Consider the following 14,649-nt stretch of genomic DNA (forward strand, 5'->3'; position numbering starts at 1 on the left):
GGTCATATCGATCGGACGGGAGCTTTCTTCCCTCCCCCGCACAGGCAGCTAGGCCAATTTTTCCCAGCGCGCGGCAAAAAGGGGTCCGGCATGGTCGCTCCGGAGGCTTGTTCATACAAATCAGTGCGTTAGGGAAGAGCCGGAAGTTGGCATCGTCCTTGCTTACCCGAATGGCAACGATTTTTGCCCTTCCGTTTGGAGATCCCTGGCCATGAGCATCTTCGGTTCGATGACCACCGCCGTCCTCGGCCTGAGCGCGCAGTCGAAGGCCCTCGGTCACATCTCTGACAACATCGCCAACGCCTCGACGGTCGGCTACAAGCGGGTCAACACGGCGTTCGAAACACTGGTGCTCCAGTCCAACGAGCGGTTGCACGCGCCGGGCGGCGTGACGGCGGCGCCGGTCTTCATGAACAACATCCAGGGCAACCTGACCCAGGTGCAGAGCCCGACCAACGCCGCCATCCAGGGCCAGGGCTTCTTCAGCGTGTCCAAGCTCAGCCGCGGCCTGACCGGCCCCGGCCAGCAGGGCGAGACGGTGCAGACCCAGACCGGCACGCTGAACGCCGACAACGTCTATTACACCCGCGTCGGCGACTTCGAACTGGACAAGAACCGCTATCTGGTGAACAGCGCCGGCTTCGCGCTGAACGGCTGGATCGTCGACGACGTGACCGGCCAGTTGAAGAAGGACGTGGTGCAGCCGCTCCAGGTCAACACCCTGACCGACAAGCCGCAGTCGACCAACAGCATCACGTTGGGCGCCAACCTGCCGGCCACCCCGACGCCGGGCGTGCCGATCCCGTCCTCCAGCATCCAGGTCTACGACACCCAGGGCAACGCCCGGACCATCCAGTTCAACTGGCGCCAGGACGCCGCCAACGCGTGGCGCCTGGGCATCGACGCGCCGGGAAGCTCGTCGCAGCCGGTCGCCGGCTCCTTCACCGGCGGCGCCGCCTCCATGGCGGCGGGCAGCCAAGTGTCCGGCGTGACCCCGGTGGCCCAGGTCAGCCAGGTGCTGGTCAACGGCACGATCTCCGTCCCGTCCTCGTCGGTCACGGTCAGTGGCCGCACCAACTATTATCCGGACGGCACGTCGCAGGACAACATCCGGGTCGGCGACACCTACAGCCTGACCATCAACGGCTCGACCGTCACGGTCGCGGTGACCGCCGCGAACATCGCTAGCTTCCCGAACTTCTCGGACGTGGCGAACGCACTGGCCAGCGCGGTCAACGGAATGGTGCCGGCCCCCTACAACGCCGAGATCGACAGCAGCGACCCGCGCAAGATCCTGGTGAAAAAGCTGGACGGTTCTCCAGTTGAGGTCAGCGGCAGCTTCTCGAACGCAGCGCCGCAGCTCAGCACGGTCAGCGGTCCCTCGACCAACCTGACAGGCTCGGTCAGCGGCGACCAACGCAGCACCTTCACCTTCTCCACCGCCGCGATCGACGTGGGCGACGAGTTCCGCATCACCGTGGCGGGCAAGGAGTTCAAGACGCGCGTCACCTCGGCCAACATCGGCGCGCTGGGCAACATCAACGGCGTAGTCGCCGATCTGGCAAGCCAGATCAACGGCGCCGTACCGCCGCTGGGCATCAACGCCCTGATCGGCACGGCCACAGTCCCGGCAGGCACGGCCAACCAGCTCGTGCTGGACGGCACGGTCGCAACGCAGACCTTCACGGCCACCTATGGCGTGACCAACGCGGACAGCCGCAAGAACAACATCACGACCTCCAGCCCGGTGGACTACACGGCGGCCACGATGACCCCCATCCAGGTCGCCACCGCCGCTCTGCCCGAGATCACCCAGGTTACCTTTCCCACGGCGGCGACCCTGAAAGTGCCGGACCAGTACATCGTCAACGTGCTGGGCACCGAGTTCAAGACCACGGTCTCCTACTCCAACATCAACGCGCTGAGCGACATGAAGGGCGTCGTCAACGATCTGATGACGCAGATCAACAACGCCGGCCTTGCCGTGGGCGCCACGGTCAACGCCGCAGGTGATCTGGTCCTGACCGGTACGACGAACGGCACGGCCCTGAACGTCAGCGGCAACAAGCTGGACGTCACCGCCACCGACAACGTGCGGGTGGGCGACAGCTACACCGTGCGGGTGGACGGCGTACCCTACGCGGTCTCGGTGACCGCCGACAACATCCTGACCATGGGGACCTACGGCGGCATCGCCAACGCGCTGGCCGCCCAGATCAACTCCGCCCGGCCGCAGGCGCCGGTCATCGCGTCGGTGGTGAATTCGCAGCTTCAGGTCACCGCCCGCAACCCCGGCACGCCCTTCAAGATCGACCAGGAATACACCTCGGGCGCGGCCTCCAACAATCAGGTGAACGGCCCGACGATCAGCGCGCCGACGGACTCGCGCGGCCAGCGCCAGGAATTCTCCTACCCGCAGACGCAGATCGACATCGGCGACGTCTATTCGGTGTCGATCGACGGCACGCCGATCTCGGTGAAGGTGGACAAGTCCAACTACGGCAACTTCCAGGACATCAACGGCGTCCTTCAGGAATTGGCCAACCGCGTCAACGCCGCCAACCTGAACGTCGTCGCCACCTCGACCGGCGGCCGGCTGACCCTCACCCACAACACCTCGACCACCGGCAAGTTCGAGGCGAAGGCGAGCATCCAGAACGCCACCGGCAGCTCCGGCACGCTGACCGCCTCGACCACCACCTCCAACGTGGCGGGGGTGCGGCAGTCGGAATCGGTGACCCTGACCGGCACGCCGGGCGACAAGGACGCCGAATACACGGTCATCGTCAACGGCTCGCCGATCACCTACCGGACGACGGGCGAGGAAACCTCGATGGAGACCATCGCGGCCAGCCTCGCCAATCTGGTGAACAAGAACACCTCCCTGCCGGTGACCGCCAGCGCCGAGGGCAGCGTGCTGAAGCTCGTCGCCAAGTCGGCGAGCGGCACCGCCGCCGACCAGTTCACGCTGGAAACCGCCGCCCAGGCCGGCACCACCCCCGCGCACGTCCTGCTGAACTTCGGCACCGATCCCGGCAACGTCGGCACCATCACCAGCGTCAGCACGGCCAAGGTCGGCACCGGCACGGCGGTGACCTCCGCCAACCAGGGGTTGGGGGCGGACGCCAACGTGACCTTCACGGTGGATTACGGCTTCGGCCCGCAGCAGATCACGCTGAACCTCGGCCAGATCGGCAAGTCCGGCGGCGTCACCCAGTTCGCCGGCAGCGAGATCAACGTGCGCGAGCTGGTGCAGGACGGCGCCTCGCGCGGGCAGTACAAGGAGGTGGTCTACGGCGACAACGGCGACGTGATCGTGAATTACGACAACGGCCGCAGCCGCACCATCGGGCGCATCCCGGTGGTCACCTTCAACAGCCCCAACGCGCTGCAGCGCGAGGCGGGCGGCGTCTACATCGAGACGGACGAAGGCGGCCGGCCGAACTTCAACGACCCCGACACCAACGGCGCCGGGGCGGTGGTCGCGAACAGCGTGGAATCCTCCAACGTGGACATCGCGGACGAGTTCACCAAGCTGATCGTCACCCAGCGCACCTACTCCGCCAACACCAAGATCGTCACGACCTCCGACGAGATGCTTCAGGAAGTCCTCGGGCTGAAGCGCTAGGCGCGGTCCCGATCCGGCGGGCGGCCGCGTGACCCGCGGCCCGCCCGGCCAACAGAAGACCGCTTTCCCCGTAGACGAAAGGTCCAACGGCCATGTCCCTCTTCGGCGCCCTCGGCAGCGCGACGGCCAGCCTCCGTGCGGTCCAGGCCCAGGTGAAGCTGGTCTCGGACAACGTCGCCCGCGCCGACGATCCCACCCGCACCCGGCACACCGTGTCGAACGTGCTGGATTCCAACGGGTTCGTCCTCACCTCCCAATACCGCCGCGAGGTCGATTCCGCCCTGCTCAGCCAGGTGCAGGACCTGACCGCGCGCGAGGGCTCCTCGTCCACCAAATCGTCCTACATGCAGCAGCTGGGCGACCTGCTGCGCACGACCAGCGGCAAGCCGCAGTTGAACCAGTACGCCGAGGCCTTCCAGACCGCCTGGAAGGCGGTGGAGACCTCCCCGGAAAGCGAAGTCGCGCAGTACCAGCTCATCCAGGCGGCCGACACCTTCGCGCGCGAGATCAATCGCGTGTCCCAGGGCGTGGAGGACATGGACCGCGAGATCCAGGGCGACCTCGGCCAGTCGGTCGGCGAGGTGAACCGGCTGCTGAAGGAAATCGAAAGCATCAACAACAACATCGTGTCGCTTCAGGGCTACGGCTCGGCCGGCAACGAGGTGGCCGACAAGCGCGACGGGCTGATCCGCGAGCTGAGCACCTATGTCGGCGTGCGCACGATGAACCGCCCGGACGGCCGCATCGCCGTCTTCACCCCGACGGGGCTGGCCCTGGTCGACAGCCAGGCGGCAAATCTTTCCTATGAGGGCGGCAATATCAACCTGACGGTGGGCAATCAAGTCACCAACGTCAACCAGCACCTGAAGGAGGGCAAGGTCGCCGCACTGATGAACCTGCGCGCCGACGGCTCCACCGCCAACCCGCCGCAGCCCGCCAGCGCCGACCCGACCACCGAGGTGATCCGCAAGCTGCGCTCGCAGCTCGACTCCTACGCGCAGATGTTCACCGGTTCGACCAAGCCGGGCGAGCCCACCAGCTTCCGCGACGCCTACGACCAGGCGAAGACGGTGCCGGGCGAGGAGGGCACGCAGTTCTTCATGGGCAACGACCGCTTCACCATCCACGTGAACGAGAACCTGCTGAACAACACGAAGAAACTGAAGAGCGCGGCCGTCAAGGACGTGGTGACGGCGCTGAGCGCGACGGGTCGCAGCTTCCAGTCCGACGGGCTGAAGCTGGAGGGCGCGTCCTTCAGCTCGATCACCAGCAACATCACCGGCGGCTGGATGTCCGCGGCCAAGACCGCGATGGACAAGTCCTCGTTGGACAAGGACTCCCGCCAGATCCTGGAGGAGCGCTACCACGCGACGACCGGCGTCAACATCGACGAGGAAATCGCGAATCTGCAGCAGCTCCAGACCTCCTACGCCGCGTCGGCACGGGTCATGCAAGTGGCCAACACGATGTTTGACGCGCTGGAGGCGATTGTCCGATGAGCTCCGTCACTCAAGTCAGCAGCTACGCCAAGTATCTTGGCCTGGTTCGCAACCTGACCAACGGCCAGAACAAGGTGGACACGCTCTCGGAGCAGTTGACCACCGGGAAGAAATCCACCGACCTGAACGCCTACGGGGCCGAGACGCAGAAGCTGCTCGCCCTGCGCGCCGAGCTGACCCAGCGCGAGTCCTACGTCCAGAACATCAACACCGCGTCGCCACGCGTCAAGGCGACCGACACGGTGCTGAACAGCCTGGAGAAGCTGGCCACGGATTGGCAGAGCAGCAACCTGATGCCGTTCCAGCCGGGGCCGGCCACCGTCACCTCCCCCTTCAACAGCAATCCCGACGCGCTGAAGCTGACGGTCAACGGCGACAAGTCCACCTTCACCCAGAACGCCCGCTACACCGTGACCTCCATCCCCTCGAAGGATGGCGTCAACGGCTCGTTCGACGTGACGGTGACCGACGGGCTGGGCGGCAAGACCACCCGCACCATCAATCTGAAGACCGTGCCCCCCAGCGACGGTGGCGGCTACAACTTCAAGATTGATGGCGGCCCGGGCGAAGGCGCGGTCCTGAACCTCAGCTTCGACCAGCTCACCGCGGCGTCGAGCAGCACCTTCAACGTGAGCTGGCCGCAGGCCAACGACATGCGCGACCGGGTTGAGGGCGCGCTGCGCGACATCCAGCAGCTTCTGAACGAGCAGTTCGGCGACCGCTACCTGTTCGCCGGCTCGCGCTACGGCACGGAGCCGGTCGGCGACCTGCTGGCCCAGCCGCAGTCCACCCGCGTGACGCTGAACGGGTCGATGGTCAACGCCGACGATTACTTCGAGGTGTCGATCGACGGCAAGCCCTTCGGCTATCAGGTCCAGCCGGGCGATCCGAAGACCGTCACCTTCGTGGCCAGCACGCTCAACAGCCTGATCCAGTCGGCCAACCCGAAGCTGCCGATCATCGCTGCCGCCGCCAACGGCGTCATCTCGCTGATCAGCGAGGACCCGAGCCAGAAGTTCGACGTGAAGGCGCGCGTCCAGAACTCGATGAGCGTCGACAATTCGATGACGGCGCCGACCACCACCCAGGCGGCCACCCTGCCGGCGCCCGCCGGCACCGGGCTGAAGCAGATCGACAGCTTCGCGCTGACCGGCGATGGCGTGGACATCGGCGACACCTACGAGATCAACGTCACCGTCGGCGACCCGGACGATCCCTTCAACCGGAAATACTACTCGGAACATCCGGACGAGCCCGAGGACCTGCCGCCCTATCAGCAATACACGGTCCGTTACACGGTCACGGAGAAGGACTACAACAACGGCGTCACCGACGTGTCGAAGGTGGCCGACATGCTGCGCGCCGAGTTCGGGAAGACCAGCCCGGTGCCGCCGGTGACCATCGACGCCGCCGGCAACGGATCGACCGTCCAGTTGACCAGCAACACCACGATGGACCCCAATCATCCGTCGCGCGTGCAGCAGTTCACCACCTCGGTGAGGGCGGTCAATGGCCAGATCGACAACACCATCTCGGTCGCCACCCTGCCGTCGCAGGCCGACGCCCTGACCGACCTGCCCTATGTGGACCCGCCGGACCTGCCCTTCTACGATTCGGAATACATGTCGAACCGGAAGAACAGCAAGGCGTGGGACAAGGCGGCGGTCACCATCGACGACGGCCAGACTCTGACCTACGGCGTCACCAGCGACGACCGCGCCTTCCAGAAGCTGGTCGCCGCCTTCCGCATGGCCCACGTCGCCGCGTCCAACCCCGGCAAGTACGAGGAGTACATCACCAAGTCCCGGGAACTGATGGCCCAGGCCAAGGACGAGGTGCGGTCGGTCCACTCCAAGGTGGCGTCCGACCTCGCGACGCTGGAGGAGAAGAAGACCGCCCACACCACCGCGTCGGCCACGGTGGTCGAGCGCATCGCCGGCATCGAAGGCATCGATGAGACCGAGGTGGCGGCCCGCCTGCGCACCTCCATGAACGCCCTGGAGGCCGCCTACACGGTCGCCGGTCAGCGCCAGAAGCTGTCATTGCTGAACTACATCGCCTGAGGCGGTGATGGCTCCCTCCCCTGCGACGAGGGGAGGGTACGGCCGCCAATTAAAAAAAACGGCGCCCCTCGGGGCGCCGGTTTTTTCATTTGAAGCGCGTGGATCTCAGATCGAGATCCGCAGCGACTGGCGCGGCGGCTGGCCGTCCGGAGCGGAAACCGGCGGAGCCATCGGCGCGCGCGCCGCCTGCGGAGCCGGAGCCGGAGCCGGCTGGCCTTGGGCGGGCGTGTCGGGGCGGGCGGTCAGGCCGCTGGCCACCGAACGGTTGATGCTGATGAGGGTCTCCAGCTTCGACACGTCCAGGTCGATCAGCCGGGCCATGGTCTCGCGGTCGACCAGCAGCGACAGAGCGGCGATGTTGGTCCGCACCTCCGGCGGGTGGCCGCAATCGTCCTCGGTCATCGCGGCCTGGAAAATCGTCCACAGTCGCTGGTTCAATTGCAGGGCACCGCGGAGCGTCTCTTCGTTCACGGGGCTGCGCCCGGCATCGATCAGGCGTCGCGACGCCTCCGCCAAAGCCCAGGCCTCGACATCGCGGGGATTGTCGGAGGTCGGCTTGTTCGCGTATGTCGGTGTCGGCTTCATTCCAAACCCTCGGGACAGGCCGCCGGACAGAGCAATGCTGAATCAGGTCCGGGCCAAATGGATTGTCAGCGATCCTTCAATCCTTGTCAACTTTAGGGACCTGTCTCCGGTGATTTGCAAGGATTTGTCACGACTTCGCGGCAGTCCGGCATTAGAGGGACCGGCATTGTCGTGTTCGGCGTCGCCGCTTCCAGCAGTTCTCCCGCCGCCAGTTCGACCGCTTCCACGGAAATGCCGTCCATCAGGCCGGTGGCCTGCGGATCGGCCTTCTGACGGGCCAGGAGCTCGGACCGCGGAACCCGGCTGATCACGGTGCGCGCCGCCACGCCCCAAGGGCCGTAGGTCTCGGGAAAACCCGGCCCGAAGAGGCCGACGGTCGGCGTGCCGGCGGCGGCGGCGATGTGCATCAGCCCGGAATCGTTGCCGATGTAGAGCGCCGCCCGGCGCACGCAGGCCGCCGCGGCCATCGGGTCGGTGCGCCCGGTCAGGTCGATGGCCCGTTCGCCCAGCGCCTCCAGGACCGGTCGGGCGCGTTCGCGTTCCGGACCGGCGGCGAGGACGGCGACGCGCCGGCCGGACAGCCGGCCGCCGGGTCCGGTCAGCCGCGTTGCAAGTTCGGCGAAGCGGTCCGCCGGCCATTCCTTGCCGGTCCAGTTCGCGGTCGGGCCGATCGCCAGGAACGGCTCCGCGCCGCCGGGAAGCAGCCGGTCGGCCTCCGCCTCCGCCGCCGCGTCGATCCACAGGCGGGGCGACGGCGGCGGCGACAGGCTCAACACCTGCCCGATCTCCTCCACCTTGTGGAAATGCGGGGCGCGGGCGTGGAAGAACCGGCGTTTCGCCAGCACCAGACGGCCGACCGCAGAGTTGCGCAGATCCACCACCAGATCCCAGCGCGTGCCGACGCAGGCCCGCCACAGGTCGACCCAATGCCGCGCCCAGGCCCGCTTCGGCATGGGGATCAGCCGCTCCAGCCCCGGAACGGAACGGAACAGCGGTGCCGGCAGCGGGCCGCAGGCGATGGTCAGCGCGGCGTCCGGATGCCGTTCGCTCAGATGGGCCAGCAGGCCGGTGGAGAGGACAGCATCGCCCAGCCGGTTGGAGGTGATGAACAGGATGCGCAAGAGCCGCCCCGCCTCCTCAGCCCGCCGCCGCTTCGCTGCCGGGCGGCACGCGCCGCCGCAGGTTGCGCGACAGGATCCAGGCCGCCGGCGCCAGGGCCGCCACCGGCAGAACATACATCAGCGGCACCAGCACGGTCACCTTGGCGGCGAGGCTGGACAGGCCGAGGACGGCGGACTGGATCGCCATCACGACCAGAACCGCGGTGGTCACGCGCACTGACTGGCCACGGCGGTTGAATTCGCCCGACAGCAGGCAGGCCAGCGCCACCATGGTGTAGGCCAGCGCCAGCAGGGGCGAGGACAGGCGGTGGTGCAGTTCCGCCAGCAGGTCCCGCATCATCTTCGGGTCCTCCGCCATCTGGGGCGACGGGTGCAGCAACTCGTCGGTGGAGCGTTCGCGGGCGTCCGGATAACGCTCGGCATTTGCGCTGCTCAGCACCTTCAGGTCCACGGCGTAGCGTTCGAAGAAAAGCTGGGACAGCCGGTTGGTCTTGCGGTCCAGCTCCTGCCGGTTGCCGTTGAAGACGACGAAGCGCGCGCCCTCCGACCCGGTCAGCATCACCGCCCGCTCGCCCATGATCGTCACCGGCTTCTCCGGGACCCGCCCGTCATGGATGATCACGTTGTGCAGATTGGCGTCGCTGTCGCGCTCGCGCACGAAGACGCTGAAGCGGTCGCCCACCTCGTTGAAGACGCCTTCGCGCAGGAACAGCTGCGAATAGTCGCTGCGCACGGCGTATTCCATGCGCACCAACTCCTGGTGGGCAGCGGGCGTCAGCCACAGGTTCAGCACATAGACGACCACCGTCACACCGAAGGCCAGCAGCATCGCCGGCGCCGCCAGGGCGAAGGGGCCGACGCCGGCGGCGCGCATCACCACCAGTTCGCTGTCGGTCGCCAAGCGGTTGTAGGTGAACAGCACCGCCCCGACCAGCGCCAGCGGCAGCACGATGCCGAGGAAGGTCGGCACCGTCAGGACGAGCAGCCACAGGAACACCCGCATCGGCGCCCCGGCTTCCACCACCATCTCGATCAGCCGCAAGGACTGGCTCAGCCAGATCGTCAGGGTCAGGCCGGCCGTGGAATAGAGAAGGGCGATCAGAAGATTGCGGAAGAGATAGCGTTGCAGTCGGTTCATGTGCATGCATCACGGGGGAGCCCGGCGAGAAGCTGACGGGCTCGGGCGTCCGGGTCAAGTCCTGATCTGGAAACAGACCCGGCGCACCGAACTTTTGCTCCCCGACACGCCGTCCGCCGCGTCAGGCGGTGCGCACCGCCGACAGGAACACCTCCACCTTGCTGCGCAGCCCGTCCGCCTGATCGGACAGCGATCCGGCGGCCTCCAGCACGTTGCGGGCGGCACTGCCGGTCTCGCTGGCCGCCCGGTTCACGTCGGCGATGTTGGAGGTGACGTCCTGGGTGCCGACCGCCGCCTGCTGGATGTTCCGGGCGATCTCCCGCGTCGCCGCCTGCTGCTGCTCCACCGCCGCGGCGATGGTCGAGGCGACCTCGCTGATTCGCCCGATGGTGCCCATCACGTCGCCGATCGAGGCCACCGCCCCCTCGGTCTCGCTGCGGACGGAGACGATCTTCGCGGCGATCTCGTCGGTGGCGCGGGTGGTCTGGTCGGCCAGCGCCTTCACCTCCGCCGCCACGACGGCGAAGCCTTTGCCCATCTCGCCGGCCCGCGCCGCCTCGATGGTGGCGTTCAGCGCCAGCAGCCGGGTCTGCGAGGCCACTTGGGTGATCAGGTCGATCACTGCGACGATCTCCGCCGAGGCGGAGGCGAGGCTGCGCATCGCCTGATCGGCGCGCTCGGCCTTGTGCACCGCCTCGTCGGCGATGGCCGTGCTGCTGGCGACCTGCCGCCCGATCTCCTGCACCGAGGCGGCCAGCTCCTCCGTGGCGGTGGCGACGGTCTGCACGTTGGCGCTCGCCTGCTCCGACGCGCCGGCCACGGTCACCGACTGGCGGGTGGTCTGCTCGGCCGTGGCGGCGAGCTGGCTGGCCGTCGCCTTCATCTGCACCGCGGCGGCGGAAACGGAGCCGAGCACGGCCGCCGCCTCGCGGTCGAAACGGCCGGTCAGCTCCTCGATGGCGCGGGCGCGCCGGGCGCGGACGTCCTGCTCCGCATGCTCGCGCGCGGCGGCCTCCCGCGCGGCGATCATGTTGTCCTTGAAGACCAGCACGGCCTTGGCCATCTGGCCGATCTCGTCACCCCGCCCGGTGGCCGGCACAGGGGTCGCGGAGTCGCCATCGGCCAGCCGGCGCATCGCCTCGGTCATGGCGCCCAGCGGCCGCACGATGGAGCGCGAGGTCAGCAGGATCGCCGCCGCAGCGATCAGCAGCCCCAGGGTCAGCAGAACCGCCTGGATCATCACCAGACGGTCGGCGCCCTGGATCATCCCCTCCGTGTCGGCCTGCAGCAGGGCGCGCTGGCGCGGGATCAGGCCGCTGGCGTCGTTGGAGCGGGCGTCGCCGACCAGCAGGCTCATCACCTGGTTGGCGCGCGGGATCGCGTCGTCGTTCAGCGAGTTCAGCGCCCCCATCTGGTCGCCGATGGTGCCCAGCGATTCCGCCATGTCCTGATCGCGGCGCAGATGGTCGAGCAGCGGCTTCACCGCGTCCCAGGTGGCCCGCACCTGCGGGTCGGTCCAGCGCGGCGACAGGCCGTCCATCTCCTGGCGCAGGGCGTCGATGCGGTCCCAGGCGACGTTGCGCTCCTGCTTCAGGTCCTCGCGGTTGGTCAGCAGATAGCCCTGCATGGCCGCGTTGGTCGCGGTGACGGACGCGACGATGCCCTGCCCGGCCAGCGCCGTCGGCATGCGGACATCGGCCACCAGACGGCTGAGCGTCTTCCCGTTGTCGGTCAGCAGCAGGCCGGTGCCGACCGTCACCACCAGCACCGCGATCACCGCCGCGAAGCCGATGGACAGCCGCTGGCCAATCCGCAGATTGCCGAGTGCCTTCATTCGTTCCTCCCGTGCAGCACCCTTTTCGGACGCTTGTTTTCTCGACCAGACGTTGCCGTGTCGGTCGTTGCCCTTATCTAGGAACGAATGATGGGCCAACAAACATTAAAGGAGTGTTTCCAGCAGCGAGGCCGCCTGTTGCGAACACCCGGTCAAATATCCTCGGCACCCAGGTAGGATTCGATCACCTTGGGGTTCTCTACAATTTCCGAGGGCAATCCGTCGGCGATCTTCTCTCCGTGGTCCAGAACGACCACCTGGTCGGACAGGGCCATCACGGCCCGCATCACATGCTCGATCATCAGGATCGTCATGCCCTCGCGCCGGTTCAGGTCGCGCAGCACCTCAACCATGCGGTCGACCTCGGTCGGGCGCAGGCCGGCCAGCACCTCGTCCAGCAGCAGAAGGATCGGGCGGGTGGCGAGCGCGCGGGCGACCTCCAGCCGCTTGCGGTCCGGCAGGGTCAGGCTGCGCGCCGGGCGGTTGGCCTGATCGGCCAGCCCCAGCCGGTCCAGCACCCGCCGGGCCTGGTCGCGCGCCGCCGCGACCGACCGTTCGCGGGCCAGCGCGCCGACGATCACGTTCTCCTCGACCGACAGCTGCCCGAAGGGCTTGACGATCTGGAAGGTCCGGCCGATGCCCGCCGTACAGATCTGGTTGGGCTTCAGCCCGGTGATCGGTGCGCCCTTCAGATGCACCCGCCCCTCGTCGGGCGGGAAGACCCCGGCGATCAGGTTGAAGGTGGTCGTCTTGCCGGCGCCGTTCGGGCCGATCAGCGCGACGATCCGGCCCTCCGGCACGGAGAAGCCGACGTTGGAAACGGCCTTCAGCCCGCGGAACCGCTTGGACAGGCCCTCCACCTCCAGAAGTCCCGCCATCACGCGTCCTCCCCAGGGCGGCGGACGAGGCCAAGCCGGGCGGCCAGCCACGGCCACACCCCGTCCGGGCGGTAGACGACGATCACCACCAGCGCCACCCCGTAGAACAGCTGCTTCAGGCCCGGCAGGTCGAAGCCGGTCACCTCGATCAGGAAGGTCAGCAGCTCGCCCAGCGGGGTCAGGATGAAGGCCCCGAGGATCGGCCCGATCAGCGTGCCGATGCCGCCGACGATGGCCGGCAGGATGATCTCGATGGAGCGGCCCATGGAGAAGACCTGCTCGGGGAACAGGTTGTTGAAGTAGAAGGCCTGGAACACCCCGCCCAGCGCCGTCAGGGCGGAGGACACGGCCACCGCCGCGATGCGGGCGCGGAACAGGTCGACGCCGACCGCCTCCGCCGCCTCCGGCTCCTCGCGCACGGCCAGCCACTGGTAGCCGAGGCGGCTGTGCAGCAGGACCCGCGACAGGGCCAGCGCCACCAGCACCAGCGCCAGGATCACGTAGTAGAACAGCTCCGGCGAGCCGCGCAGGTTCAGCAGGTCGTTGCCGGCATCGCCGGCCACCGGGATGAAGAAGCCGCCCGAGCCGCCGAACCACTGCAGATGGTCGAAGCCGATGCGCGCGACCTCGGCGAAGGCGATGGTCAGCAGCGCGAAATGCACGCCGCGCACGCCGAAGCGGAAGCCCAGGAAACCGATGAAGCAACCGGCGGCTGTCGCCGCCAGCATGGCCACCCACATGCCCGCCCAGGGACCGATCCCGAAATGCACGAACAGCGCCGCGCTGGCGTAGGCCCCCAGCCCGACATAGAGCGCGTGGCCCAGCGACAGCAGGCCGGAGAAGCCCATCATCACGTTCCACGCCTGCCCGACATAGGCGAACCACAGCACCGTGGTCAGCACCGACAGGACGTAACGGTCGGCGATCATCGGCGCGCCCAGCAGCAGCGCGCCGCACAGCGCCAGAAGGACGATCCCGCGCCCGGTCACGACCGTTTCCCCAGCAGGCCCTGCGGGCGCAGCAGCAACACCACGATCAGCACACCATAGCTGAAGAGGGATTTGAGCGAGGGGTCCAGCAGGAAGCCGGCCATCGCCTCCGAAAAGCCGATCAGCATGCCGCCCAGCAGAGCGCCCGGCAGGCTGCCCAGCCCGCCGACGATGACGATGATGAAGCTCAGCAGCGTGTATTCCGGCGCAAGTTGCGGCCGGGAGTCGACCAGCAGAGTCATCAGCGCCCCGGCGATGCCCACCACCCCGGCGCCGATGCCGAAGGTGAGCGCGTAGAGCCCGTCGATGTTCAGCCCGACGACGCGGGCGCCCAGCGGGTTGTCGGCGCAGGCGCGGATGGCCTTGCCGGTGCGGCTGAAGCGGAAGAAGGCGAACAGCGCCACCGTCACCACGATCGCACCGGCCCCGGCGCGCAGCCGCACCGCGTCGAGCAGCAGCGGCCCGATCTCCACCGTGTCGAAGCTGTAGGGCACCATGACGTTGCGCGAATCCGGCCCGAACAGCATCAGCATGGCGTTCAGGATGATCGTCGCAATGCCCAGCAGCAGGATGAACTGCATGTGCTCAGGCCGCTCCACGAAGCGGTTGACCAGCCCGCGCTGGAGCAGCCAGCCGAAGGCGAACAGCACCGCCGCGACGACCGGCGCCGCCAGGATCGGGTCAAGCCCGAGAACGCCGGCCAGCAGCACGGCGCCATACATGCCAGCGACCATCATCTCGCCATGCGCGAAATTGACCACGCGCACGACGCCGAAGATGACCGACAGGCCAAGCGCCGCCAGCCCGTAGACCAGTCCGGTCAGCAGGCCCGATGCGGCGATGTTCAGGTAATAGTCAAACGGCATGCATCATTCGCCCTTGGGAGAGCCCCGGATGGCCAAGCCTGAGCGGCG

10 protein-coding genes are annotated in these 14,649 nt (G+C 67.6%); 3 read left to right on the top strand and 7 right to left on the bottom strand.

What is annotated here, in order from left to right; translation table 11 throughout:
- Positions 1-211 precede the first annotated feature (211 nt).
- From Q4I23_RS05535 to Q4I23_RS05545, 3 genes are all read left to right on the top strand, one after another.
- The gene (locus Q4I23_RS05535; RefSeq protein ID WP_498525540.1) at positions 212-3,628 is read left to right on the top strand and encodes a flagellar hook-basal body complex protein; all 3,417 of its coding nucleotides are present in this window, start codon (positions 212-214) and stop codon (positions 3,626-3,628) included.
- A gap of 92 nt (positions 3,629-3,720) precedes the next feature.
- Positions 3,721-5,127 carry a flagellar hook-associated protein FlgK gene (flgK, locus tag Q4I23_RS05540; RefSeq protein WP_498525541.1) on the top strand — a complete coding sequence of 469 codons (1,407 nt, stop codon included), beginning with the start codon at positions 3,721-3,723 and terminating at the stop codon, positions 5,125-5,127.
- Positions 5,124-7,190, top strand: a complete 2,067-nt coding sequence (locus Q4I23_RS05545) for a flagellin N-terminal helical domain-containing protein (RefSeq protein WP_498525542.1) — start codon at positions 5,124-5,126, stop codon at positions 7,188-7,190. The genes flgK and Q4I23_RS05545 overlap by 4 nt, the downstream gene beginning before the upstream one ends.
- 105 nt (positions 7,191-7,295) lie before the next feature.
- Here the strand turns inward: Q4I23_RS05545 and Q4I23_RS05550 are convergent, their stop codons facing one another.
- The 7 genes from Q4I23_RS05550 to Q4I23_RS05580 form a co-directional block, all read right to left on the bottom strand.
- Entirely contained in the window at positions 7,296-7,775 is a 480-nt protein-coding gene (locus Q4I23_RS05550; RefSeq protein WP_498525543.1) for a flagellar biosynthesis regulator FlaF, read from the bottom strand.
- A 92-nt stretch (positions 7,776-7,867) separates the two neighbouring features.
- Positions 7,868-8,896, bottom strand: a complete 1,029-nt coding sequence (locus tag Q4I23_RS05555) for a glycosyltransferase family 9 protein (RefSeq protein ID WP_498525544.1) — start codon at positions 8,894-8,896, stop codon at positions 7,868-7,870.
- A 16-nt stretch (positions 8,897-8,912) separates the two neighbouring features.
- On the bottom strand, positions 8,913-10,034 hold the full coding sequence (gene lptF, locus Q4I23_RS05560; protein ID WP_454017555.1) for an LPS export ABC transporter permease LptF: 1,122 nt from the start codon (positions 10,032-10,034) through the stop codon (positions 8,913-8,915).
- Between the two features lie 121 nt (positions 10,035-10,155).
- Positions 10,156-11,868, bottom strand: a complete 1,713-nt coding sequence (locus Q4I23_RS05565; protein WP_454017554.1) for a methyl-accepting chemotaxis protein — start codon at positions 11,866-11,868, stop codon at positions 10,156-10,158.
- A gap of 152 nt (positions 11,869-12,020) precedes the next feature.
- Positions 12,021-12,746 (bottom strand): ABC transporter ATP-binding protein, encoded by a 726-nt coding sequence (locus Q4I23_RS05570; RefSeq protein WP_454017553.1) that lies wholly within the window; start codon positions 12,744-12,746, stop codon positions 12,021-12,023.
- Positions 12,746-13,735 (bottom strand): branched-chain amino acid ABC transporter permease, encoded by a 990-nt coding sequence (locus Q4I23_RS05575; RefSeq protein ID WP_498525545.1) that lies wholly within the window; start codon positions 13,733-13,735, stop codon positions 12,746-12,748. The genes Q4I23_RS05570 and Q4I23_RS05575 overlap by 1 nt, the downstream gene beginning before the upstream one ends.
- Positions 13,732-14,601 carry a branched-chain amino acid ABC transporter permease gene (locus Q4I23_RS05580; RefSeq protein WP_498525546.1) on the bottom strand — a complete coding sequence of 290 codons (870 nt, stop codon included), beginning with the start codon at positions 14,599-14,601 and terminating at the stop codon, positions 13,732-13,734. Before Q4I23_RS05580 ends, Q4I23_RS05575 begins: the two co-directional genes overlap by 4 nt.
- Positions 14,602-14,649: the final 48 nt, after the last annotated feature.

It is taken from the genome of Azospirillum sp. UFLA03-27 (assembly GCF_059803775.1).

What these genes read in the sequence shown, in the direction of transcription:
- Q4I23_RS05535 (WP_498525540.1), top strand. Translation starts at nt 212, where the DNA reads ATGAGCATCTTCGGTTCGATGACCACCGCCGTCCTCGGCCTGAGCGCG.
- flgK (WP_498525541.1), top strand. Translation starts at nt 3,721, where the DNA reads ATGTCCCTCTTCGGCGCCCTCGGCAGCGCGACGGCCAGCCTCCGTGCG.
- Q4I23_RS05545 (WP_498525542.1), top strand. Translation starts at nt 5,124, where the DNA reads ATGAGCTCCGTCACTCAAGTCAGCAGCTACGCCAAGTATCTTGGCCTG.
- Q4I23_RS05550 (WP_498525543.1), bottom strand. Translation starts at nt 7,775, where the DNA reads ATGAAGCCGACACCGACATACGCGAACAAGCCGACCTCCGACAATCCC.
- lptF (WP_454017555.1), bottom strand. Translation starts at nt 10,034, where the DNA reads ATGAACCGACTGCAACGCTATCTCTTCCGCAATCTTCTGATCGCCCTT.
- Q4I23_RS05565 (WP_454017554.1), bottom strand. Translation starts at nt 11,868, where the DNA reads ATGAAGGCACTCGGCAATCTGCGGATTGGCCAGCGGCTGTCCATCGGC.
- Q4I23_RS05570 (WP_454017553.1), bottom strand. Translation starts at nt 12,746, where the DNA reads ATGGCGGGACTTCTGGAGGTGGAGGGCCTGTCCAAGCGGTTCCGCGGG.
- Q4I23_RS05580 (WP_498525546.1), bottom strand. Translation starts at nt 14,601, where the DNA reads ATGCCGTTTGACTATTACCTGAACATCGCCGCATCGGGCCTGCTGACC.